28 protein-coding genes and 1 tRNA gene are annotated in these 23,020 nt (G+C 54.3%); 16 read left to right on the top strand and 13 right to left on the bottom strand.

What is annotated here, in order from left to right; all coding sequences use genetic code 11:
- Positions 1-33: 33 nt before the first annotated feature.
- The 3 genes from psbM to M0644_RS05295 are packed head-to-tail and all read right to left on the bottom strand — an operon-like array spanning position 34 to position 1,644.
- A complete protein-coding gene (gene psbM, locus M0644_RS05305; RefSeq protein ID WP_149818817.1) occupies positions 34-144 on the bottom strand; it encodes a photosystem II reaction center protein PsbM in 111 nt (36 codons plus the stop codon).
- 25 nt (positions 145-169) lie between these two features.
- On the bottom strand, positions 170-1,294 hold the full coding sequence (locus M0644_RS05300; protein WP_286626910.1) for an FAD-binding oxidoreductase: 1,125 nt from the start codon (positions 1,292-1,294) through the stop codon (positions 170-172).
- A complete protein-coding gene (locus M0644_RS05295; protein WP_149818813.1) occupies positions 1,291-1,644 on the bottom strand; it encodes a hypothetical protein in 354 nt (117 codons plus the stop codon). Before M0644_RS05295 ends, M0644_RS05300 begins: the two co-directional genes overlap by 4 nt.
- 192 nt (positions 1,645-1,836) lie before the next feature.
- On the opposite strand from M0644_RS05295, the gene tmk reads away from it, so the two are divergent.
- Positions 1,837-2,550 carry a dTMP kinase gene (gene tmk, locus M0644_RS05290; protein WP_315863024.1) on the top strand — a complete coding sequence of 238 codons (714 nt, stop codon included), beginning with the start codon at positions 1,837-1,839 and terminating at the stop codon, positions 2,548-2,550.
- Here the strand turns inward: tmk and M0644_RS05285 are convergent.
- The 3 genes from M0644_RS05285 to M0644_RS05275 are packed head-to-tail and all read right to left on the bottom strand — an operon-like array spanning position 2,476 to position 7,389.
- The gene (locus tag M0644_RS05285) at positions 2,476-5,094 is read right to left on the bottom strand and encodes a DNA polymerase III subunit alpha (protein WP_286626908.1); all 2,619 of its coding nucleotides are present in this window, start codon (positions 5,092-5,094) and stop codon (positions 2,476-2,478) included. The two genes, tmk and M0644_RS05285, sit on opposite strands and share 75 nt — an antisense overlap.
- A 36-nt stretch (positions 5,095-5,130) precedes the next feature.
- Positions 5,131-5,589 (bottom strand): photosystem II protein PsbQ, encoded by a 459-nt coding sequence (psbQ, locus tag M0644_RS05280; protein ID WP_149818809.1) that lies wholly within the window; start codon positions 5,587-5,589, stop codon positions 5,131-5,133.
- 39 nt (positions 5,590-5,628) lie between these two features.
- The gene (locus M0644_RS05275; RefSeq protein ID WP_286626907.1) at positions 5,629-7,389 is read right to left on the bottom strand and encodes an NFACT family protein; all 1,761 of its coding nucleotides are present in this window, start codon (positions 7,387-7,389) and stop codon (positions 5,629-5,631) included.
- 90 nt (positions 7,390-7,479) lie between these two features.
- Here M0644_RS05275 and M0644_RS05270 point away from each other — a divergent pair, with 90 nt between their 5' ends.
- The 5 genes from M0644_RS05270 (at position 7,480) to M0644_RS05250 (ending at position 10,372) form a co-directional block, all read left to right on the top strand.
- Positions 7,480-8,016: an RDD family protein gene (locus tag M0644_RS05270; protein ID WP_226972044.1), complete on the top strand. Its 537-nt coding sequence runs from the start codon at positions 7,480-7,482 to the stop codon at positions 8,014-8,016.
- A 35-nt stretch (positions 8,017-8,051) separates the two neighbouring features.
- Positions 8,052-8,246 (top strand): 50S ribosomal protein L33, encoded by a 195-nt coding sequence (rpmG, locus tag M0644_RS05265; RefSeq protein WP_149818803.1) that lies wholly within the window; start codon positions 8,052-8,054, stop codon positions 8,244-8,246.
- A 13-nt stretch (positions 8,247-8,259) separates the two neighbouring features.
- Positions 8,260-8,475 (top strand): 30S ribosomal protein S18, encoded by a 216-nt coding sequence (gene rpsR, locus M0644_RS05260; protein ID WP_286626906.1) that lies wholly within the window; start codon positions 8,260-8,262, stop codon positions 8,473-8,475.
- Positions 8,476-8,597: 122 nt separating this feature from the next.
- A complete protein-coding gene (locus M0644_RS05255; RefSeq protein ID WP_286626905.1) occupies positions 8,598-9,659 on the top strand; it encodes a metal ABC transporter substrate-binding protein in 1,062 nt (353 codons plus the stop codon).
- Positions 9,656-10,372, top strand: a complete 717-nt coding sequence (locus M0644_RS05250; RefSeq protein ID WP_149818799.1) for a metal ABC transporter ATP-binding protein — start codon at positions 9,656-9,658, stop codon at positions 10,370-10,372. The genes M0644_RS05255 and M0644_RS05250 overlap by 4 nt, the downstream gene beginning before the upstream one ends.
- Here the strand turns inward: M0644_RS05250 and M0644_RS05245 are convergent.
- Positions 10,369-10,812, bottom strand: a complete 444-nt coding sequence (locus M0644_RS05245; protein ID WP_149818797.1) for an NUDIX hydrolase — start codon at positions 10,810-10,812, stop codon at positions 10,369-10,371. The two genes, M0644_RS05250 and M0644_RS05245, sit on opposite strands and share 4 nt — an antisense overlap.
- Positions 10,813-11,183: 371 nt before the next feature.
- On the opposite strand from M0644_RS05245, the gene M0644_RS05240 reads away from it, so the two are divergent.
- A complete protein-coding gene (locus M0644_RS05240) occupies positions 11,184-11,504 on the top strand; it encodes a DUF1815 family protein (RefSeq protein ID WP_149818796.1) in 321 nt (106 codons plus the stop codon).
- An 84-nt stretch (positions 11,505-11,588) separates the two neighbouring features.
- Entirely contained in the window at positions 11,589-12,464 is an 876-nt protein-coding gene (locus tag M0644_RS05235) for an alpha/beta fold hydrolase (RefSeq protein WP_149818795.1), read from the top strand.
- Between the two features lie 58 nt (positions 12,465-12,522).
- Here the strand turns inward: M0644_RS05235 and M0644_RS05230 are convergent, their stop codons facing one another.
- Positions 12,523-13,761 carry a DUF4912 domain-containing protein gene (locus tag M0644_RS05230; protein WP_149818794.1) on the bottom strand — a complete coding sequence of 413 codons (1,239 nt, stop codon included), beginning with the start codon at positions 13,759-13,761 and terminating at the stop codon, positions 12,523-12,525.
- A 328-nt stretch (positions 13,762-14,089) separates the two neighbouring features.
- On the opposite strand from M0644_RS05230, the gene M0644_RS05225 reads away from it, so the two are divergent.
- Entirely contained in the window at positions 14,090-15,340 is a 1,251-nt protein-coding gene (locus tag M0644_RS05225) for a SufS family cysteine desulfurase (protein ID WP_286626904.1), read from the top strand.
- Here M0644_RS05225 and M0644_RS05220 read toward each other — a convergent pair.
- The 5 genes from M0644_RS05220 to M0644_RS05200 are packed head-to-tail and all read right to left on the bottom strand — an operon-like array spanning position 15,337 to position 18,604.
- A complete protein-coding gene (locus M0644_RS05220; protein WP_286626903.1) occupies positions 15,337-16,695 on the bottom strand; it encodes an OB-fold nucleic acid binding domain-containing protein in 1,359 nt (452 codons plus the stop codon). The genes M0644_RS05225 and M0644_RS05220 overlap by 4 nt on opposite strands.
- Positions 16,696-16,722: 27 nt before the next feature.
- Positions 16,723-17,355, bottom strand: a complete 633-nt coding sequence (locus M0644_RS05215) for a hypothetical protein (protein ID WP_286626902.1) — start codon at positions 17,353-17,355, stop codon at positions 16,723-16,725.
- The gene (locus M0644_RS05210) at positions 17,352-17,753 is read right to left on the bottom strand and encodes an HI0074 family nucleotidyltransferase substrate-binding subunit (RefSeq protein ID WP_286626901.1); all 402 of its coding nucleotides are present in this window, start codon (positions 17,751-17,753) and stop codon (positions 17,352-17,354) included. The genes M0644_RS05215 and M0644_RS05210 overlap by 4 nt, the downstream gene beginning before the upstream one ends.
- Positions 17,729-18,040 carry a nucleotidyltransferase family protein gene (locus M0644_RS05205; protein WP_286626900.1) on the bottom strand — a complete coding sequence of 104 codons (312 nt, stop codon included), beginning with the start codon at positions 18,038-18,040 and terminating at the stop codon, positions 17,729-17,731. The genes M0644_RS05210 and M0644_RS05205 overlap by 25 nt, the downstream gene beginning before the upstream one ends.
- Positions 18,041-18,058: 18 nt before the next feature.
- Positions 18,059-18,604, bottom strand: a complete 546-nt coding sequence (locus M0644_RS05200) for an Npun_F5560 family protein (protein WP_286626899.1) — start codon at positions 18,602-18,604, stop codon at positions 18,059-18,061.
- 59 nt (positions 18,605-18,663) lie between these two features.
- On the opposite strand from M0644_RS05200, the gene rsmH reads away from it, so the two are divergent.
- From rsmH to M0644_RS13115, 7 genes are all read left to right on the top strand, one after another.
- Entirely contained in the window at positions 18,664-19,536 is an 873-nt protein-coding gene (gene rsmH / locus M0644_RS05195; RefSeq protein WP_286626898.1) for a 16S rRNA (cytosine(1402)-N(4))-methyltransferase RsmH, read from the top strand.
- 88 nt (positions 19,537-19,624) lie between these two features.
- Positions 19,625-20,065, top strand: coding sequence for a hypothetical protein (locus M0644_RS05190; protein WP_190278241.1), 441 nt, complete (start codon positions 19,625-19,627; stop codon positions 20,063-20,065).
- A gap of 9 nt (positions 20,066-20,074) precedes the next feature.
- The gene (locus tag M0644_RS05185; RefSeq protein ID WP_286626897.1) at positions 20,075-21,841 is read left to right on the top strand and encodes a penicillin-binding protein 2; all 1,767 of its coding nucleotides are present in this window, start codon (positions 20,075-20,077) and stop codon (positions 21,839-21,841) included.
- 24 nt (positions 21,842-21,865) lie between these two features.
- Complete coding sequence (psbP, locus tag M0644_RS05180; protein ID WP_149818780.1) at positions 21,866-22,417, top strand: photosystem II reaction center PsbP; 552 nt, start codon at positions 21,866-21,868, stop codon at positions 22,415-22,417.
- Between the two features lie 10 nt (positions 22,418-22,427).
- Positions 22,428-22,500: transfer RNA gene (locus M0644_RS05175), tRNA-Ala, on the top strand.
- A 1-nt stretch (position 22,501) separates the two neighbouring features.
- A complete protein-coding gene (locus M0644_RS13120) occupies positions 22,502-22,777 on the top strand; it encodes a hypothetical protein (RefSeq protein WP_149821683.1) in 276 nt (91 codons plus the stop codon).
- Positions 22,765-23,007 (top strand): hypothetical protein, encoded by a 243-nt coding sequence (locus M0644_RS13115; protein ID WP_315863011.1) that lies wholly within the window; start codon positions 22,765-22,767, stop codon positions 23,005-23,007. The genes M0644_RS13120 and M0644_RS13115 overlap by 13 nt, the downstream gene beginning before the upstream one ends.
- The last annotated feature ends 13 nt before the right edge of the window (positions 23,008-23,020 follow it).

Raw genomic sequence — 23,020 nt, 5'->3', positions numbered from 1 at the left:
GAGTCATTTTCGCTCTAGCCGTAGAGATCTATCTTAGCTGCTCTTCTTCTGACTTTCCGTTTGCACGTACAAAATAATCAAGAACACTGTTGGCACCAAGACAAACATGGCTGTTGCCACCAAGCCAAAAGGATTGACTTCCATGGTATGTACCCCACAACGCTGGCTTTTATTTTATCAATGCTGTGTCCCCCTTGGGGCGATCGCCCTTGGCCAAGGTCAGCCTCAGGGATTGGGCAATTTTTTGGGCGGTGATGGGAGCTAGCAGGATACCATTGCGGTAGTGGCCAGTGGCCAGCCAAGTGTGGTCGTCTATTTTTTCGATGATGGGTGCCGGGCGATCGCTCGGGCGGGGTCGCAGTCCCTGCCACTGTTGAGTTAAGGGAGCCGTTTTCAAAACTGGCCAAAGTTCGATGGCTCTCCCATGCAGTTGATCAAGGGTTTGCGGATTCGCGGTGAGGGTGTTGAACTCCACGGTGGCACCCACCCACACCCGCCCCCAAGGCAAGGGGACAAAATGAATTCCTTCAGCGGTCATTACTGGTGTATTTGCATCAATATCACAGGCAAACTCTAGGGCTTGTCCTAAAACCGGTTCCACAGTGACAGAGCGATTCAGGGCTTGCGTAAGGGGTGTTGTTCCCAGACCCGCCGCTAGGATCAGGTATTCAGTCTCGATGGCTGCTTGATCGAGCTGTAAAATCCATCCCCCTTGGAGCGATCGCTGGAGCTGTCGGACAGGGCTTTGATACAAGAACTTTACGCCCCGTTGATGAGCCGCTTGGCGCAGGGCTTGAGTCAAGGGTTTAGGGGTGACTTGGCGATCGCCCGTTGCCCAAAGTGCGCCGTGAATGTGGTGGATATCCACAAGGGGATATTGATCTTGGACTTCTTTTGGCGAGAGCCACTGCACCCCTTGGGGAGCCTGTTCCTGCAACCATGCTTGGGTGGCGATCGCCTCGTCCTTAGTGGTACAGATTTCGATAATGCCGCAGCGCTGGTAGGGAATCTGAACCCCCGTTTCTGCCGCCAACTCCGGAATGAGGGTTTCATAACGTGCCAAACTGGCCTGCCGTAGTTGAAAGTTGCGTCCACGTCGCCGCCGACTGAGGTGGACAATGAGAACACCAAGAGCCGCACCGGTCGCTTGCCAATCTTCCTCCCGTTGTGCTTCAAGGACAAGAATCGGCGTTTCCGCTGGATCAAGCACACGACTCAGTTCGTAGGCGATCGCCGAGCCAACCACCCCGGCGCCCACAATGGTCACTGTTGCATTTGCTAGCAGCACCGTCACAGTGTGGCAACTGTATTAACTAATTCCCAATTTTCATTTTCGGCAATGGCGCGACTGACACGGTCAAACCATTCAAAGCAGTGATTATTTTTCTTGAGGGTCAGTTCCTTATTCTTGAGCACCAGATCAAACTTGGTGACATCCTTTTGGGGCGTGGTTTTATCAATCAGGACTTCAACCGTGACCAGTTGGGACATTGAAATGGCATCGAGCGCGCTCTCCCGTGCCACGACGTAATCATCCCCCACATGGGTTACCGTCAAATCGCAGGCTTCTAGGGTTTGCACCAGCTCTTCCTTTAGCCGTGCCCGAGGGAGTGCAATGGTAACAACACGAGCATATCGAGCCATAACCGCCAAGTGGTAAACTAATAATTCGCGAACAATGGTTCTAGTGTAATCACGGAACAGACGGGGCGCTCTCGCTGCTGGTGTTCCTAGGAAATCACAGGGAATTGAGCATTACCCCCATTGTAAGGTGACCTGCATTATATGGCAGGATGCCGCGATTATATCAAACCTTTCTTCAAAATCGCTGAATTCATGCATCCCTACACTGGTTTGTTTATTGTCCTAGAGGGGGGAGAGGGTGCCGGCAAAACGACCCAAATGGGGGCGATCACCACATGGCTAGAGGACAGTGGCTGGCTGGCAAAATTACGATCCGCTGACATTGATCCGCCCTTGCTGCTGACCCGTGAACCGGGGGGAACGCCCCTTGGCCAAGGCCTGCGGCAACTGCTGCTCCATAGTGATTTAGAGATTGATCCCATGGCAGAACTCCTGCTCTATGCCGCCGATCGCGCCCAGCACGTGGCGACGAGTATCCGCCCCCAACTGCAACGGGGGGGCATTGTCCTGTGCGATCGCTACACGGCTTCCACCATTGCCTACCAAGGCTATGGGCGAGGACTGGACTTGAGCCTCATCGAGCACATCAACCAGATTGCCACCGCTGGACTGATGCCGGATTTAGTTCTCTGGCTGGATCTGCCGGTTCAGGTTGGCCTTGCCCGCACCCAACGGCGGGGCATAGCGGATCGCCTAGAGCAGCATGCGGTGGCCTTTCATGAGCGAGTTCGTCAGGGATTTATGGCCTTGGCTAAGGCAGGGGGCGATCGCTGGCAGCGAATTGCGGCGGATCAACCCACTGATCAGGTGAGTGAAGCTATTCAAGATTGTCTAGCGGCTCATCTGCACCGCTGGTTTGAGACCTTGAGCCAGCGCCGTACTGGGGGCGATCGCGAATTGGAATAGCTCTCGTCCTTCCTGAAAAATTTGCTCAATGGGCAGCATCTGGCCACGGGTGGTCATAAAGCGGTGATCAGGTGTCGCACAAATCGTTGAGCCATCCTCAAGTTCATACTCATACACGGGACGGAAGCCCTGAAAGTGCCATTGGGCAATGGGCTGGGTATAAAGATGCCCTTGGGGATCAAGGCTGTAGACCTGACAGGCCAACTGTTCCTGCACCAAGCGGCGAATCGGGACAGCCCCATATTCCACCGTCATCACCGCCGTCTCCCCACTCAGACAGTATTCAGCAAAATCCAGCATCTGCTTAAAGAGTTCTTGGGCCACCGCACTGGGCACCCCATTTTTAGCCGCTCCCTCAATGAAGAGGGCTTCGTGTTTTTCCATTTCCTCTTTTTTCTTTTTGCCCATCGCGCGGCGGAGCAGATCCGCTTGACCCAGAGAATAGCCCGCCAAGTCCTGTGCCATCCGCATGATCTGCTCCTGATAACAAAGAACGCCGTAGGTTTCCTGCAAAATGGGTTTCAAAAGCTCATGTTGATATTGAATGGGTTCCCGCCCATGCTTGCGGTTAATGAATTTGGGGATCAGGCCTGCATCCAACGGTCCCGGTCGATAGAGTGCCAGCACCGAGGAAATGTCCTCCAAATTTGAGGGCTTCAGTTCTCGAACAATTTGGCGCATCCCCGAGGATTCCAATTGGAAGATCCCCTCCAGTTTGCCTTCAGCAAGGATTTGGTAAGTCTTGGCATCATCGAGGGGGAGGACATCCAAATCAAGGGTTTTACCGTGGTTTTTCTGGATCAACTCCCGCGTTTTTTGGATCATTGTCAGGTTCTTCAGACCCAAAAAGTCCATCTTCAGGAGGCCAAGGGATTCCAGATCCTCCATGAAATACTGGGTAATCACCGCCCCATCGTTATTGCGTTGCAGCGGCACCAGTTGATCCAAGGGTTCTGAGGCAATGACGACGCCGGCCGCATGGACGCCATAGGTTTTGTTGGTACCTTCAATACGCATCGCCATATCAATCCAGCGGCGCACCAGCGGATCACTGTCGTACTTTTCCTTGAATTCTGGCGAGGGGGTGTCATCGGAGATCATCACCGCCAATTTGACCGGTTTGCCCCGCACCACGGGAATCAGCTTTGCCATTTGATCCGCTTGGCTATAGGGAATATCCAGCACCCGTGCCACATCCTTGAGCACCGCCTTTGAGGTCATGCGGTTGAAGGTGATGATCTGGGCGACGCGATCGCTGCCGTATTTTTCGGTGACGTACTGGATCACCTCCTCGCGGCGGTCAATGCAGAAGTCCGTATCAATATCGGGCATGGACTTGCGCTCCGGGTTCAAAAACCGCTCAAAGAGCAAGCCGTGGTGTACGGGATCAATGTTGGTAATGCGCAGGGCATAGGCCACAAGGGAACCCGCCGCCGATCCCCGCCCTGGCCCGACGGGAATATTGTGGTCGCGGGCATATTTGATGTAGTCCCAAACCACGAGGAAATAGTTCGAGAACCCCATCTGTTGCAGCATTTTCAGTTCATATTCCAGTCGCTGCCGGTAGGTGGGATCCAACTGCTGGCGATCGCTGAGGTGAAATCGCTCCAACAGTCCTTGCCACGCCACTTGCTCTAGGTAGGTATCGGCTGTATGACCAGCAGGCACCGGAAACTCTGGACTTTGGGGTTCACGAAAGATGTTATAGGGTTCAATCTTGTCGGCCACTTCAAGGGTATTCGCCAAAGCCTCTTCAATGACCTCAGCGGGCAAGTGATCCCGAAACAGGCGAGCCATTTCAGCGGCGGATTTCAGGTATTCCGTACCGCTGTAGCGCATCCGCTTCTCATCGGCGAGCAGCTTGTTGGTCTGGATACAAAGTAGAGCGTCGTGGGCTTCAACGTCATTACAGGAGATAAAGTGGGAGTCATTGGTGGCAATAATTTTGATCCCCAACTCGCGGCCAATGCGCACCAGTTCAACGTTGACCACCCGATCCTCTTGACTGCCGTGGTCTTGGATCTCAAGGTAAAAATCCTCACCAAAGGTCTCTTGATACCAAGCAGCAACACTGCGTGCCAAATCCGGCTTACCCTGCAAAATGGCTTGGGGAATCTCACCGCCGAGGCAAGCACTGGTGACAATGAGTCCGTCGCGGTATTGTGCCAAGAGTTCTTTGTTGATGCAGGGGCGAGCAAAAATGCCTTTGCCTTGGAAGCCCTGGAGGTGGGAGATGGTGGTGAGTTTGCAGAGGTTGTGGTAGCCCTGTTTATTTTTGGCCAGCACCACTTGGTGAAAGCGGGGTTTGCGCTCCTGCTTGGTGATGTCGCCATTGATGACGTACATCTCATTGCCAATGATTGGCTTCAGGGGTTTGCCGCGACACAACTTTAACAGCTCAACGGCGCCGTACATCACCCCGTGATCCGTGAGGGCGATCGCGGGCATCCCCAATTCCATTGCCCGTGCCACTAGGTCGGGAAGCTGACTTGCACCATCCAGAAGACTGTAATCACTGTGAATATGCAGACCGACGAAGGACATGGGCAACGGTTATCAACCTAGGAGAAACGCAGGGGACTAGGACAACTCAGGCAAGCTATTGAGATAGGCCTTGAAGTCCGCTTCAGCATCACGGAAGCCCTCTTGAGCCACGGTGACACTATTGAGATCCGCCCCCTGATCAATTTTCAGGAAGTCATCCGTCAGGGCACGGGTCAAAGCTGTGGGGGTGGGTTGATCCTTTGCCAAGAGATTGCGGTTGAGGGCACGCATATCCATCAGCATTTCACCGAGAGGGCCGCGCATAATGTTGCGGGCTTCCTGCCAATCCCCTTTGGCCACACTGACCTCTAGGTCGGCAAAGCGTTCAGCATTTTTCTCAATGTCACTCAGGTAGTCTTGAATGCGAGTAATTTGCAACTCACTATAGGTGGGCGGAGGGGTGGTCGTGGCACTGGGGCCGCCACAGCCGACTAAAATAATGGCAACAACGCTTAATAGGATTGAAATTAGGGATTTTCGATTTAGGCGCAGCATAGAACCTCAGCAGTCAATGGTGTCGTAAAAAACACGGTTCTATTCTGCCATGATCCCGTCGCGATCGCCGCCAGCACCCCCTTGGGTCAGATCGGAAGAGCCATCACTGACACTCAGAGGGCACCCCCACACCACTGTCGCCTGATCGTAGATCACCATCCCCGGATTGGCGCCCTTCGGTTTTTGCACATACTTGCGGCGCGTATAGACCACGGGTACTTGGGCACTGGCACGGGCTTGACTATGGTAGGCCGCCAAATTCGCCACGTATTGAATATCTTTCTCACTGGGCACCTCCCCCGCTGCGAGGCGGAGAATCACATGGCTACCGGGAATCTCTTGGGTGTGAAACCACCAATCGTAGGGACTGGCAACGCGAAAGGTGAGATCGTCATTCTGACGGTTGTTGCGCCCCACGAGAACCGTGAAGCCACTCGGTGTCGTATAGCGTAGGTAGGGACTGGGCGTGGTAGGGGGACGATAGTAATCGGGCGCCGTCAGGTATCCCTGTTGAATCAATTCAGCGCGAATTTCCTCAAGGACATCTAAGGATGTGGCCGTAGTGAGGGTGGCCGCCACCTGATCCAGATAGGCCAGTTCCCCTTCAGCAGCGGTGAGGAGCGGCGTAATGTGCTGCTGGGCACGTTTGAGTTTCTGCTGTTGTTTGTACAGCTCCTGCGCCGTTTGGATGGCGCTCTTCTCTGGCGAGAGGGGAATGGCGAGGGGTTCTTGGGTGGCAAAGTCCGTCACGATCAGTTCAGTCATGCCGGGTTGCCACAGGTGGGCATGGGCCATGAGTAAATCGGCTAGGTAGCGTTGGCGATCGCCCCCAGCAGCGGCGGCCAATCGTTCTCGAAAGCCCTCAATTTTAGCGATCAGTTTTTGCCGTTGTGCCTGTAGGCTCTGGTGCAACTGTTGCTGAAGTTGCTGCGTTTGCTGTTGCTGTAGTTGGTTTTGGTAATAGGTGGCGAGAATTTCGTGAATGCTGAGGGTTGAGGGGGTCTGCGTCCCAAGGGGGGGAATGACGCGATAGCCCGTTGATGTAAATTGGGGGACAAAATGCCCGCTCTCTAAACACGCCAGCCAGTGCTGCCAATGGTCAAATAGCCGCCGCCATTCTTCAGCGGTTAGCTCTGTGGTGCGACTTTCTAGGGGCAATGCGGCATCCGCCAGTAGTTGCTGTACCAAGGCTGGACTCAGTCCCCGATAGGCCTTCAGAAGTTGCTGCCGCAGCAGTCCGGGAATCACGCTTACCTGTTGTTGCCACTGCTCAAAGGGAATCTCGCAACTGGGCAACGCGGCCGTTAGGGGGGGTGGGGGCACATAGGGTTGACCGGTCAGAATTGGGCGCAAGCGGGACTGTTGGGCATTGACTTGGTGGGCAGCAGTAACAATTTCCCCGGCAGCGTTAACCAGAATCACGTTGCTGTACTTGCCCATGATCTCGGCATAGAGACGCCACTGCGTTGCTTCCTGCGGACGAGGGGCAAATTCCAAGACCACGACGCGCTCCCAAGGGTTGACTAACCCCACCCGCACAAGGGCAAGGCGATTGAGTTGGGCATGGAGTTGCTGACTAAAGGTAAAGGTGTCGGGTTGGCGGGGGGGCGGTGGTTCAAAGGCAATGCGTGCCGCTTGGGGATGCCAACTGAGGGTCAGCCAATCCTGTTTTTTCAGCGTGCGCAGCGCCAAGGCAATCGTGTGGCGATCGCGCTGGTAAACCGTTTCGAGCCGTGCCGGTAGCCAATGTTGGAGATCGGCACAAACAGCACGCAGGGTCGTCAAATCAACGGGTTGCACCGTCCAAACTCCGCAGAATTTTTTGAGGGAATCGGCCCCAAGCTATACTAGTGTAGCCACTCTCTGGCCTTTTGCCACCGCGTGTTTGCTATGGCACTTTCCCGTCAATATCCACCCCCCTTACCACTGGCTCAGCCTTGGCGACGGGCGATCGCCACCAGCATTGACTTTATCCTCATCTGGTTGACGAGTGTTGTCGGTATCACGCCGGGAGCCGCCATTCAGTGGGGGCAACTGTTTGTTTTTGCCATCGTTTGGTGGTTGCTGCGGGTGGCAATGGTGAACCGCAATAAGGGTCAAAGCCCCGGCCATTGGCTGATGAATGTGCGCCTGTTGGATCAGCGGCAGCGGACACCGGATCTCCTTTCCCTCAGCAAGCGAGAACTGGTGATTGGTGTCGGGGCACTGTTGACATTGGCAGGCTGGGAGTCCTATGGCCCGAGTATGGCGCTGATTATTTTGGCACTGCCCTTGGCCGTTGACTGTAGCTTGGCGTGGATTGATGAAGAGCACCGCACGCTCCACGATCGCCTTGGCGGCACAAAGGTGTATCGCTGCCAGCGGGGCTTTGCCCTTGATCGCAAGCTCATTGAATTGGTGAGCAAAATCCGCAAAGATCTGCCATAATTAGAGATCGGCTCACTGGATAGATAGGCAAGACCATGGCTAAAGCAAAAGGCGCCAGAATCATTATCACCCTAGAATGCACAGAGTGTCGCACTAATCCGGCCAAGCGATCGCCTGGCGTATCTCGCTACACCACCACCAAAAATCGTCGCACCACCACAGGGCGGTTAGAACTGAAGAAATTTTGCCCCCACTGCAACAAGCACACCATTCACAAAGAAATCAAGTAATTAGAGGACAGCTATGGCATTTTATCGGCGACGCATTTCTCCCATTCCCCCTAGACAGCCCATTGATTACAAGGATGTTGATTTACTACGGCGTTTTATCACTGAACGGGGGAAAATCTTGCCGCGGCGGGTGACTGGTCTCACGGCCAAGCAACAGCGACAACTGGCAGTGGCCATTAAGCGGGCACGGATCATGGCACTCTTGCCGTTCTTGAATCTCGAAGGCTAAAAACTCGCGATCGCTAATTGGTTTTTGCGCAGGGGTAGGTTGAGGCTTGCCCCTTTATTTTTGCTTGCTCTCCCTGCTTAAGTGTGCAAATATGAGAATGGTTATCATTCATCTATTTCTCTATGACTATCCAAGCTCACCTTAAACGCTGGGGGCTGCTGGTAACTCTGGGGGTATTTTTGGGCAGTTGTGCCCCCCAAGCCCAGTCGCCACAGGAGCAGGAGACCTCACAGGCAGAAGCCCAATTCACAATTGTGACGACTTTCTTACCCATCACTGCCTTTACAAAAGCGGTCGCAGGCGATCGCGCCACTGTTGAGCAACTCTTGCCGGCCAATATTGACCCCCATGACTTTCAAGCGCGGCCTGAGGATGTGCGGCTGCTGGCCACAGCAAGGGTTTTGGTCAAAAATGGCCTTGAGATGGAAACCTTTTTAGACAAACTGATTGAAAATGCCGCCAATCCCAATCTCAAGATCATTGATACCAGCGCGGGGGTGGCCACCCTTGCCAGCGAAAAGGATGATCACGATCACCACCACGACCACGTTCATGATGACCACGGTCACAGCCACGGTGAATTCAATCCCCACATTTGGCTAGATCCCCAGCGCGCCATGCAGCAGGTGAAAAACATTCGCGATGGTCTGATTGCTGTGGATCCCGAAGGGGCTGCCATCTACAAGCAAAATAGTGCCGCCTTTATTCAGGAGTTAGACGCCCTAGATGCCCTCGCCCGGGAAAAACTCACTCCCTTTGCGGGCAAAACATTTGTGGTTTATCACGATGTGGCGCCCTATTTTGCCGAGAGTTATAACCTGAAAGCAATCTATCTCGTGGGCATTCCGTCGGTTAATCCCTCACCTGCGGATGTGCAGCGGGTGATGCAGGCGGTGCAACAAAGTGATCTGAAAACGCTCCTGACGGAACCGGGGCAAGAACAGGTCTTTGACAGTTTAGCGCAGGATTTGGGCGTAAAAGTGAGTGTGTTTGATCCCCTAGAGCGTGCTCCCACTGCCGCTGATCTCACGCCGACCTACTTCCTGCAAAGAATGGAGCAAAACATTCGCAATCTGGCTGAGGCTTTTGGGGCGCAACAGCAAGCCTATCGTCGTCCCGATGCGATCGCGGTGGTAGGGACATGGTGGATGCAGGTGAATAGACCGTTAGGGGCAGCACTGTGAACGAATACCTGCTAGAGGTGGCAAACCTCTCGGTGCGGCGGGGCGATCGCTGGGTGGTGGAAAATGTCTCCTTTACCCTCGCCGCCAATACGAATATGGCCATTATTGGTCCCAATGGGGCGGGCAAAAGTAGCCTGATTCAAGCCATTTTGGGCATTATTCCCTACCAGCAGGGGCGGGTGACCCTCTTGGGCTATGGTATGGGCTATCGCCGCACACTCCCCTATGTCCGCCAACAGGTAGCCTACTTGCCGCAAAATTTTCAGTGCGATCCACGCATTCCGATCACCGTGGCTGAATTTGTGGGTTTGGGCTGGGGGCAACCTACGTGGCAGTGGCCTTGGCAGCACCGACAGCAGCGCGATCGCGCCATCTTGGAAAGTCTCCAACGCCTGCACCTCGAGCATCTTGCGACACAACCCATGAGTTCCCTTTCCGGGGGCGAAACAAAACGCGCCCTCTTGGCCTATTGCTTGGTGCAACCCCGTCGTCTCCTGATTTTGGATGAAGCTCCCGCTGGCTTAGATCTCCGAGGTGAGCAACAATTTTATGACCTCCTAGAGACCCTCAAGGTGAGTGAGGGCTGGGCGATTTTACAAATTTCCCATCACTTGGAGCGGGTAAGGGCAACCTGTGATCAGGTGCTGTATCTCGATCGCTCTGTCCAAGGACTGGGAACCCCCGAACGGGTGCTGCAACAGTTTGCTGCTTAAACGGGGGATTCTCTCCTAGCAAAGAAATCCAGCAGAATGCGCTGGTGGATGGCGCCTAAGGGGCGATCTTCGCCGAGGGTTTGGGCATAGTGAACCCCAGCCACCACAGAATCGTAGGGTACCAAGTCCATGCCCTGTCCTTCGTTGAGTACCAAGTTTTCCAGTGCACACGTCAAAGGGCCTGTGAAAATATAGCGATGCACTTGGGGATCGCCGTACTCTCCAAAAAAGGTGAGGTGAGGTGGGCAGTAGCCAATCTCCTCATAGACTTCCCGCTGGACACCCGCGAGCGGTGCTTCTTCGGGTTCAAGATGACCGCCAAAAAGTCCCCAGTGGCCGGCATACAAGATATGGGGATAATCATCTCGCAGTTGCATGAGAACGCGATCGCCTTGGTAAAGAACCGCAAGGGCAACGGGAACAATTGGGCTTGCTGGCATTGTCTTGCAAAATGTGTCGTTAGGGCTACTCTACCCTAGAAACGTAAAGCCAATCCTAAAGCAGATTAAAGGTAAAATGAAGAGTACAGCAGCAAAAACAAATCAACAGCCGCTAAAACGTTAAGCAAGGGGTAGCCAGAGGTAAAAGTCGCGCTCTAGAGGACTCTCCCCAACGGGCAGCTGTCAAGTCTCCTCTTTCATAAGATTGTCTCGATAACAAATTTTAGCTTTTCTGATTTTTCTATCAAATTTTACAAATGGCTGCAGGGTTTTAACAACGTTGGTACAGCATTGCCCTTTCTTAAGATTGTCTTAATATTTCCCTAGCAGCTGTGCTATAACTTTGTTCATTGCTTGGAGTGAATCGTCCTATGTTTTACCGCTTAGCCGAACAACACCGCCAGTTTATTCGCGATTTAGTGCTGAACCTGCAAGCTCTGGCAATCGCCCTAGAAAATCGAGGCTACATGGCCTCCTGCTACACCTGTGGCGGTGAACTCAACAGTGCCTCCTTCATGGTCAGTTTGGCCGACAACCACCTGATTCGCTTTTTGGTCTCTGACTATGGGATCACTTGGACTGAAATGCGCGATGACCGCGAACTCATGAAACTCGAAGGGGCAGAGGCCATCAATCAACTGCAAGAACTGGCCAATCTCCTCAAGGAAGTCCGTATCCCCACTGCGGTTTAACCCTGTCGGGGCTATCCTTCGTTCTTTTGTCGGTGCTAGCTTAAAAGTAGCTGGACTTTCCTTCTACTTTGATCCCCACCCTCAATGACTGAAGCGTCCCTTAGTTGGCAACACCAGTACCTCAGCGTTAACCAAGTACGCCTGCACTATGTCACCCAAGGCAGCGGTGATCTTGTGATTCTGTTGCATGGCTTTCCAGAGTTTTGGTACTCTTGGCGATTTCAAATTCCCGTGCTGGCTCGTCATTTCAAGGTTGTAGTGCCAGATCTACGGGGCTACAATGACTCCGAGAAGCCTGCCCACGGCTATGATCTCGATACCCTCAGCCAAGATGTCACGGCGCTGATCCAAGAACTGGGCTATGAACGCGCCCACATTGTCGGTCATGATTGCGGTGGCCTGATTGCTTGGCATGTGGCGGCACGTTTTCCGCAGAGGGTGCAGCATTTAGCCGTCTTGAATACCCCCCACCCCTACCGTGTGGGACTGGAACTCTGGCAACAGGTAGAGCATTTTTGGCGCAACTGGCCACTGTTGGCCTGCCACATCCCCGGCTTAGCGGAATACTGGCTAGGGCATAATCTGCAGAGTTTTTTACAGGATCTCTTTCAACGCTACTCCATCCGCAAGGCTGCCTTCTCGGCAGAAACTGTGCAACTCTATCAAGCCGCCCTTGAAAAAGCGGGGGCGATCGCTGCGGTGCTCAAAAGTTATCGCCATCTTTTTTCACCCCAACAGTGGTGGCACCTACTGCAACAGCACACGGAAGCCATTACCAGCCCCACCCTGATTCTCTGGGGCGCCGATGATCCCCTCGCCCAACCCAGCCTTGCCAATGGCATCGAAGCGTGGATCCATGCACCGTGGCGGCTGAAATATCTGCCCGACTGTGGCCACTGGGCACAACAGGAAGTGCCGGGGCTAGTCAATCGTGAACTGCTTGCCTTTTTGCGTGCCTAAAAAAATCCCCCCACCCATCGGCAGAGGGAAAGGCATGGATTGAGCTAACCATCTTAGCTTAGGCTAGCCACTCCAGCACCGCTTCTTCCTTGGTATTGGTGCGACGTTCGGGGGTTTCGCGGGTGAACTTCATGTGAATGGCGCGGTTTTGTTCCCCATCTGCCGCCACTGCCAAGATCGGGAAGTCGATGAGGCCATCTTGGAAGGACATCTGGAAGCGGAAGGTGCCATCGGGATTGAGTTTGATCGGGCGCCCACCAATGGTGACGGTGGCATCTGGCTCCGTAGCCCCATAGACAATGAGTTCAGCATCCGCCACCAACCAGAATTTGCGGGGACGAATGGGAGCCGCCGAAGCTGAGAAGCCAACGCCCGACATCGTCAGACCCGAGACCGTCGGCACAGCCCATAGGCCAACCCCCGAGGGGAAGACGTAGGAACTGATGGCCATTTCGGGCAACTGGGAGATGGAGCCGGGGACTTGGTGCATGGAACCAAAGAGAGAACCTGCCACCCGCTGCGCTTCGGCTCCTTCGGCCATGGCAAAGATGCCTTCGTAAATGGGATGGGGTTCGGCAGTGCCCGCCAAGGGTGCCCCCAGATCAAAGAGGGTTTTGCCCCGCAGATCCATATCCCAATCCACCGTAATGAATTGATCCCAGACCCAATCTGAGGGGTAGGTGGGGGGAATATGCACAGGGGCAGAACGGGCTAGAACCAACCAGCGGCCATCGGCACAGCGGTAACCAATTTCCACCACATAGTCGCGATCGCTCACGGGGATGGGCAGATACCACTCCCGCGCCAACTCATCGCAGGGGTACTCCTGAACACTGTGGGGAATTTGGCTATCGAGGTTGATATTCGTGGCATCGTAGAGCCGTAGAGCCAGTTGCTGACCCCCTTGCCGCCGCAATTCTTCGCGGTGCTCGTTGGGCACATCCCAATAGGCGTAGGCCCACTGCGGATCCCGGGGCATGAGGACAATGCGGCTTTCACCATAGCCCCCCGGCAAATCCCCAAGGCCTTCATCTACAGAGGCCAAGAGAACATCCTCTTGAGCAGGACCGAGGTCAAATTTTGCTGCTTCCACTTTTTCTTGCGACTCCAGATTAGAGGGGACAGGTTGGACAGAAATGGTAGTGGTGGATCCGTTGGCTTGCGCCTGCTTTTCACGGATGGCAGCGAGGAGTTGATCTTTGCGCATACGGCTATAACGGGACACTTGCAGTTCACTGGCGACGCGCCGCAACTGCCGCAAGGTCATTTCTTCTAAAGGGGGGCGATCTTTCGGCATGGGTGCCTCCTTATCGTGGGTTGATAGACAGAGCTATCCTTTGCCCTTGATCTTTGGCAAAAAAGTCTTGGGGCGTCAAGGGAATTCGGGCATACTTCTAGGAATTTATACGCAGTTTAGTCTTTTGCAGGGATCAAATGTCAAGATTTCATAACATTTATTCTGCACGGGGATCAAGATAGCGGTTTGCTATTCCTGTTCAGCCTCAAACCACCTTCTGCGAGGGGGAAGGGAGTATAGTGAGAAATGTATCCCTGCAAATGCCGTGGGGACTTGCCAGGAAATTCCTGAATGTTACTGATGTCACCACAACCACACCACAACCACTATGACGATCGCCCCGAGCCGCTCCCTCGCTGACCTTTGCCGTGCTGACTTTCCGATTTTGGCGCGACAGGTGCACGATCGCCCGTTGATTTACTTTGACAATGCGGCCACCTCCCAAAAGCCCTTGGCAGTTCTCAATACCCTTGAGGACTACTATCGTCGCTACAACTCGAATGTCCATCGGGGCGTACACACGCTGAGTGCTGAGGCGACCACGGCCTACGAAGGGGCACGGGAAAAAGTGGCGCGTTTTGTCAATGCCCCCCATGCCGAGGAGATTATCTATACCCGCAATGCCAGTGAGGCGATTAACCTCGTGGCCTATAGCTGGGGCATGAATACGCTGCAGGAAGGGGATGAAATGATCCTGACGGTGATGGAGCACCACAGTAATTTGATTCCGTGGCAGTTTGTGGCTCAGAAAACCGGTGCTCGCCTCAAGTTTGTCGAACTGACGCCAGAGCAAACGTTTGATCTTGACCACTACGCAAGTCTTTTGAGCGATCGCACGCGGTTAGTGGCCGTCGCCCATGTATCCAACACGCTGGGGTGCCTCAACCCGATTCCCGAGATTGTGCGTCTTGCCCATGCCAAGGGGGCGCGGGTACTGGTGGATGCCTGCCAAAGTGTGCCTCACCTCCCCATTGATGTGCAGCAGTTGGGCTGCGATTGGCTGGTGGCCTCCGGTCATAAAATGTGTGCACCCACGGGCATTGGTTTCCTCTGGGGACGCGCGGAACTCCTGCGGCAAATGCCCCCCTTCTTGGGCGGTGGCGAAATGATTGCCGATGTCTTTTTTGAACATGCCACCTATGCGGATATTCCCCACAAGTTTGAAGCGGGAACGCCAGCGATTGCGGAGGCGATCGCCCTTGGTGCAGCGGTAGATTACCTGAGTCAGTGGGGAATGGAGCGCATCCATGCCTACGAACAGGAACTGACGGCTTATCTCTTTGAACGCCTCCAAGAGCTTCCCGGTGTCACAGTGTATGGCCCCAAATCGGGCGATCGCGCTGCCTTGGCCAGCTTTACCGTTGGTGAGGTGCATCCCCACGATCTCTCGACCATCCTTGATCAGTCGGGGATTGCCATCCGCGCAGGACACCACTGCACACAGCCCTTGCACCGCTATTTAGGGGTTCAGTCCACGGCACGAGCCAGCCTCTATTTCTACAACACCCGTGCTGAAATTGATCAGTTTATTGCTGCCCTTGGAGAAGCCATTGCCTTCTTTAGTGATGTCTTTGCCTAGAGCTTGAGGCTCAGCAGTTCACTGGCTTGGGCGTGAAAACCGGCACTGGTGAGGGCATGGCGGGCGCGATCGGCATCTTCAACGCGAAACTGCGGTCCTAGGCGCACGTACTGGGCATGGTAGCCATCGGTAACTTTGACCACCACCGGCACCTTGGGCATGTCACCCACCTGTTGTTTGAGCACTTCCGAGAGGCGACTTTGGGCTTGAATGTCCCCCGCTTGCTCAACAGGCAAATCCACAAGCACCAGTTTCACTTCTTCAAGGGGTTCGGCATCTTCAATAAGGAGTTGGGGGCGATCGTCGCGCATCTCTAGGGTGCCCCACAGCAGTAGCCGATGATCAAGCTGCAATTGGCCATGAATCCGCTCGTAGGCTTTGGGAAAAACCACGGCCTCTGCCTGGCCCGTGAGGTCTTCCAACTGGACAATGGCCATTCGCTCGCCGCGCTTGGTGGTAATGGGCTTGAGGCCCGTCAGCAGGGCAATGACACTCACCATCCCTTGACCTGTGTGCTGCTCGAGATCCGCCAAGCTAATAGGGGCAATCATGGCCGCTGGTCGGTGAATATCTTTGAGGGGATGGTTCGACACATAAAATCCTAGGAGGTCTTTTTCTTGGCGGAGCTTTTCGGCATCCGGCAAATCATCCACTGGGGGCGCACTGGGGGCTGGGTCATAGCTACCGCCGAATTCATTGCCGGAGCCACCCGCCAACATATCAAAGAGGTTGACTTGCCCCACCGCCCGATCCTTGGCGCGCGCCTGTGCCCACTCCAGCACAAGGGGGAGATCCTGCATCAGTTGGTTACGGTTGCGCTGGGGATGGAGACTATCCATGGCACCACAGGCAATGAGGGATTCAAGGGCACGACGGTTGAGAATGCGGCTATCGCCCCCCGCACGCGGAACCCGTTCGCAAAAATCCGCCAAACTTTGAAAGGCGCCCCCCTCTGCCCGTGCCTGTAAAATGGCCTCAATCACCCCCTGACCGACATTGCGCACTGCCGACAGACCAAAAAGAATTTTGTCCCCCACGGGCGTAAAGTCAATATCCGAGCGATTCACATCGGGGGGAAGAACCTCAATCCCCATGCTCAGGCAAGTGGCAATATAGCGCTGTACCTTGTCTTGGTCGCCACTATTCGCCGTGAGCAAGGCGGCCATGTACTCGACGGGAAAGTTGGCCTTGAGAAAGGCGGTTTGATAGGTCACATAGCCGTAGGCCGTGGAGTGGGACTTGTTGAAGCAATTGGCGGCGATCGCTCCATTGGCCAAGAGAAAATTGTGATCCCCAGCTAAACCAATGTCATAGACCGCTTGCCAACCCACTAGCCGCCGGCGGACAATCTTCACGCTTCACCTTGCCAAACGCTGCGCTCTCTATTCTAATCGTCGCACTGTGTCGCGAGCAGGAATCCGCACATCCCGCAATGGTATCCCCCTGAGACACTGGTAGTGAGCCGTCAACCAGTCGGGGGTTTGCACACCAATACTGGCTAGAGCCGCCACGGTTGGAAAAGGCCACAGCTGCTCAAAGATCACTTCCCCCTGCCAGCCAAATTGCAGAAAATAGCAGCCCACCGGTGCCTGTAAGTGATCTAGGAGTCGCCGTCCGAGGTCATAGAGGGTTTGTCGCTGGCGATCGCTGGCATGGATGGGTAACTGCCATGTCCCTTCAAGGCAGCCAATGATTTCGCCAAAGAGCGTCCCCTTTGCCGTTTGCGCTAGTGGCAACTGATAGAGACCCCCTGTGCTGGTTCGTATCCCCCACTGGGTAACCAAGGCACGCAACGCTTGACACTGCTGCCAAAGCTCGGATGCTGCCCAATGGGTGAGGCTATAGTCTAGCACCTGCGGTTGGGGAGCGATCGCGATCGGGGCATCGAGGGGACAGATGGCAATCTCGGCACTGTCCTGACACTGTTGCAGCAGGGGTACCACTTGGGTCACGACTTGATCCGCAGACAGTTCGGCTTCCCTTGGCTGTGCCGCACACCAAATCCGTATTTTCAATCCTCTAATCCTCCTGCTGTGAGGGCAGCTAACCAGCGATCCATGAGCATGGCGTGCTGTGCTAACCGCGAGAAAATTGCATCTGCCAAGGTCTCATTGTAGGTGTAGACGGCTAAGTTGCGATCGTCCACCATTTTTAGCGCTAAACGGCCTTCCTCTGGAGTAAGTAGGCCAACAGCCAAGCAAGCACGGATCACGCCCTTCGGTGAGGCGATGTCTAATCCTTCGCGTTCCCGTAGATATAGCTGTGCTGCTTTCCAGACGGCTTCTAGGGTGTATTCAAATCGCTGAATTGCAGCATCACGAATAATCGTATCTGTGCGCTTGCCCAAGGGCAATTCTTGCAAAGTAGCTAGTGCTCTTTGGGCAACCACTAATCGTTCCCTGAGCCGATCCACTCAATTCCCTCTGCAATCACTCGCGATCGAAAGTCGGCGGACACTTCTGATAAATCCACGACATCGACTGGATAGATCAAATTGGACATCTCTAGGTGCTCCCGCAACTCACTCAACAGCCCCACGGGCAGTGGTGCAAGGGGCAAAATCCCGACATCTAAGTCAGAGCTTTGGCGCAGAGCACCACGGGCAGCCGAGCCGAATAGATAGACCTTGACGGGAAGCCCTGTAAAAAAGTCTTCTAGTATTTTTTTGAGTTCCCGCAGATCTTCGTTGGCAGCGGTCACGCTTTGATTCCTGTCCACCTAGGTATTAAAGCTGGGAATCAAGCCAACACGCGCAGGTTGCAATGAGGGGAATCCCTGCTGTTGTTGCTGGCGGGCTTGAGCGGCCAAGAGGGTTTGCAGATTCCGCAGTTCGGCACGCAGTTGGGCATTTTCTTTTTCGAGGCTTTCAATCTTCAGTTTGACTTGACTGAGCCGCTCACTAAATTTTTGCCGATAGACTTCGGGCATTTCTTGGATGACGCGCTCTAGCATCTCATTGCGATCGCTCAATTCAATGACTTGAGCTTTCAATTCATTCATTTCCGCTTCACGACTTTGGCTCTGCTGCTGGTAGGCAAGGATCTGTTCTTGATAGGCAGCAATTTGTGCTTCCACCTGTTGCACTTGGGCTTGCAGCAACTTCAGAGCTTCGGCATTGGCGGCCTCGGTCTTGCGGGCTTGGTAAAAGCGCACAAATAACTCAGGATGCTGCACCATGAGTTGATAGAGTTCCTCTGAGAGTTGCTGCACGAGTTGATCCCGTATCAGCAGTTCATCGGCTAAGTTGAGGGAAGTATCGTTCACGGCGGCTGCTCTCCAAGGGACTGTGCTGTGGCAAATTTTACGCTGCTTCTGATCCACTCATGCAAGATTTGGAATTTTCCACCTACCATCAACCGGTGCTGGCAACTGCGGTGCTTGCGGCACTCCAGCCCAAGGCCGGGGGACTATACTTGGATGCAACGGTGGGGGGTGGCGGCCACACGGCGCTGCTCTTACGGAGTGAACCCACTTGTCGGGTGCTGGCGATCGATCAAGACCCCATGGCCTTAGCGGCGGCTCAGGAATTCCTCGCCCCCTTTGGCGATCGCGTCCAGTTTTGGCACGGCAACTTTGCTGATCTGCCTGTGGCTGAGCCGATGTTTGATGGCATTCTCGCAGATTTAGGCGTGAGTTCCGCCCAGTTGGATCGTCCAGAGCGGGGCTTTAGTTTTCGCTTTGATGCCCCCCTCGATATGCGCATGAACCCCAATAACCCCTTGACCGCCGCAACGGTGATTAATCACTACAGCGAGCGAGAACTGGCGGATATTTTCTATGAGTATGGCGAAGAACGCTTTGCCCGCCGCATTGCCCGCCACATTGTTGCCCGTCGTCCCCTTGCCACCACCCAAGAACTGGCGCAGTTGGTTGCCCACTGCCTCAAGGCTTCTCCGCGGCAACGCATTCATCCAGCCACACGGGTTTTTCAGGCCTTGCGTATCTATGTGAACCAAGAGCTAGCGGTGCTCGACCAATTTTTGGCGCGATCGCCCCAGTGGTTAAAGCCCGCAGGGCGCATTGCCGTCATTAGCTTCCATAGCTTGGAAGATCGGCGGGTGAAGCAGGCGTGGCGTGGCAATCCCCTCTTGGCAGTTGTGACTCGTAAACCGATTGTGGCGGATGCAGCGGAAGTTGCTCTCAACCCGCGATCGCGATCGGCAAAGCTACGAATTGCAGCGCGTACTTTTGCATGAATTGCCCGAATGATGGTTTATTTATGGGTATCTTTACAGTGCGTCATAATCTTTTAGGGTAATAAATTGCTGAGGAGTGCTGGCGTCTATGGTTGCTGCCCCTAAATTCAAATCCCGATTTATTCCCCAATCGTCGCCAACCCTAACGGAAATTCGGCCCCTCCCCAAGCCGCAAATGCCCCTGTGGCAAAAAACTTTGCTGGGGATTCAATGGGTTTCTGGGGTGGCGGCCACCAGTGCCCTCGTGGCTGTACTGCCTCTCTATGGTTGGTCAGCCCTCTCTGAGCGGCAGTGGAGTCAAGCCTATGACCGCTTAGAAACCCTCAAACGGCAGGAGCGGGAGCTATTGGTGAGCAATGAAACCCTCCGCTATCGGGTGACGCAGCAAGTGCAACGCGCTCCTCAAGGGCTTGTTCCCCAAACGCCGCAACACGTTCTTTTTGTGCCCAATGAGGGCAAGATTGCTGCCAAAACTCATTTTGAACGCCCCCCCGTGACACCACCGCCGCAGCGCACTGTCAATTACTGATCGCTCTCCATGACAACGGCCCGCCCCCAAAACCAATCCCTGCCACCCTTGCGAGTTGGCTTGATCTTTGGCTTTTTGCTGATGGTGATGGGGGGTGTGGTTGCTCGCCTAGTTTATTTGCAAGTGGTTCAGGGGGAAACCTTAGCGGCACGGGCACAGCAACAACAACGGCGCTATACTCCGCCAACCTTGGCACGCTACCCAATTACCGATCGCCGAGAGACGGTTGTTGCCCTAGATCGGCCTGTGTTTACCCTCTTTGCCCATCCAATTCAGTTCAAAGTTGAGCGGCGGGCGATCGCCCGCGATCTGGCCCCTTTACTCAAGCAATCTCCAGAGCAACTGTTGGCCAAATTCAGCACCTACCCCACAGGCGTCCCCATTGCCTACGACATTGACGAGGAAACTGCTGCTAAAATTCGTGCTCTCAACCACGATGGTTTGGAACTGAACCAAGCGTGGCAGCGCATTTATCCGCAGCAGGAACTCATGGCGGGCGTTGTCGGCTATGTGGATCGAGAGCACCAAGGTCAAGCGGGGATTGAGTTTAGCCAAAACCAGTTTTTACTGGTTCCCCATAACCGCCAGCTCCTGTCAACCAATGCTTTGGGTCAATGGTTACCTGCCCTTGCCCCTGCGGATCCCCGTGCTTTGAGTCAGGGGTACCATGTGCGCCTCACGATTGATACTCGTTTGCAACAAACAGCACGCCAAGCCCTGCAACAGCAGTTACGCAAATTCAACGCTAAGCGGGGCACGGTCATTGTCCTAGAAGTGAAAACTGGTGCACTGCGGGCACTGGTCTCAGAACCTTCCTACGATCCCAATCATTACTACCGTGCTGATCCGGCACTGTTTCGCAACTGGGCGGTATCGGATCTCTACGAGCCAGGATCAACCTTTAAGCCGATCAACACCGCGATCGCCCTTGAACTCAATGCCATTACTCCCGATACAGTGCTACCCGATGAGGGGCGGATTACGGTGGGGGGCTGGCCAATTCAAAACAGTGATTTTAGTCAGCGGGGCGGCCGCGGTGCCCTCAATATTGCCCAAATTCTTGCCTACTCCAGCAATGTGGCCATGGTGCACATGATGAACCGCATTCCCGCCCGCCACTACTATCGCTATCTGCATCGCTTGGGGCTGACCGAGAAGGTGGGCAGTGATCTCCCCTTTGAAACCGCCGCTCAATTAAAGCCCCCGGAGCAATTTATTAACTACCCCATTGAACCGGCAACAACGGCCTTTGGCCAAGGCTTTTCCCTGACCCCGCTGCATTTGGCTCAACTATTGGGGGCGATCGCCAACGGCGGCGAGCTGGTCACTCCCCATGTCATTGATGGCCTCTACGATGAAAATGGCCAACTGCAAAAACGCCTTGAGCAACGCCCCCCTCGACGGGTCTTCTCGCAGCGCACCAGTCAAGCAGTGGTCAAAATGCTGGGAGAAGTTGTGCGCTTCGGTACAGGGAAACCCGCCCATATTCCCGGCTACCGCTTGGGGGGTAAAACCGGCACAGCACAAAAAGCAATTGGCGGTACCTACAGCAATCTGCGCATCACGAGCTTTGCGGCTATTTTTCCCCTTGATCAGCCGCAGTATGTGATTTTGGCGGTAGTGGATGAACCCAAGGGGGATGATGCCTATGGCTCAACGGTGGCGATTCCCATTGTGCGAGCGGTAACGGAGTCACTGATTACGATTGAGGGCATTCCCCCCTCACATCCAGAGGAATTGCGCCGCCCCGCTACGCCAGCTTCGGTGTCACAATAGGGAAGAACAGCGCAAAAGGACGGTATGATTCAACGGTTTTTTGCCACAGCGTTGGCGATTCTTGTGGTGCTGCTGGGAGGGTGTTCGGCCACCAGTGGGCTACAGGCCTATGTGGATAGCTACGATGGCTATGAGTTTCTCTACCCCCGCGGTTGGGTACAAGTACAGGTGGATGACCCCGTGGATGTGGTCTTTCACGACATTATCGAGACGACAGAAAACGTCAGTGTGGTCGTGAATACGGTTTCCAGCACAAAGTCTCTTGAGGAATTGGGGTCACCAGAGGAGGTGGGCGATCGCCTGCTGCGCAATATCATTGCCCCAACTGAAAGCGGGCGCAGTTCTGCCCTGATTTCCGCTAGCTCCCAAAAGGCAGATGATAAGACCTACTACATTCTGGAGTATGCCGTCACTCTGCCGGGGGATGGGGACAATGCTCAGCAGCGACACAATTTATCGAGTATTGCTGTGAGCCGAGGAAAGGTCTATACCTTGAGTGTGTCAGCTCCCGAGGAGCGCTGGCCAAAGGTAGAAGACCAATTTAAGACCATCGTGTCCTCGTTTACCGTATATTAAAGAAAGAATCGGGGAGTTAGCTCAGTTGGTAGAGCGTCGCGATCGCACCGCGAAGGTCAGGGATTCGAGTTCCCTACTCTCCATATTTTTGCCCCCTTTTCAATTGAGGAGTATTGGCAACGGCTGCTCATCAAGCACCCTGATATTGAAGAGTTGGAAGATTGTGTGCGGTTAGCTCTTTCTACACCAGATGAGGTTCGTCGCAGTAGCCGAGATTCAGGAGTATTATTGTTTTATCGGGTACAGCGAGAAAAACGTTGGGTTGTTGCAGTGGCACGATGCTTAAATGGAGATGGTTTTTTAATCACTGCTTATCAAACTGACGCCATTAAAGAAGGGGAGACAGTGTGGCTCAAATAAGAGTATTTTATGAGCCAGAAACAGAGCTGTTAAGTGTATTCTGGCAAGTTCCACGAAGAAACCAGGTTGCGACAGAACTTGGAGATGGGGTGATTTTGTTCAAGGATGGGGTGACTGGGGAGCCAATTGGTTTAGAAATCCTGTCATATCGTCCCGGGGACGATCGCTTTGATGCTGTCAGTGTCGTTTCAATCCTCGATCGCCCCGAAGGACGATCGCAACTCCTCTAGTTTAACTCTGGTT

The organism is Thermosynechococcus sp. B1 (assembly GCF_030322985.1).
In the GTDB taxonomy this organism is placed as follows: domain Bacteria; phylum Cyanobacteriota; class Cyanobacteriia; order Thermosynechococcales; family Thermosynechococcaceae; genus Thermosynechococcus.
This window is presented reverse-complemented; position numbering and strand designations above follow the sequence as displayed.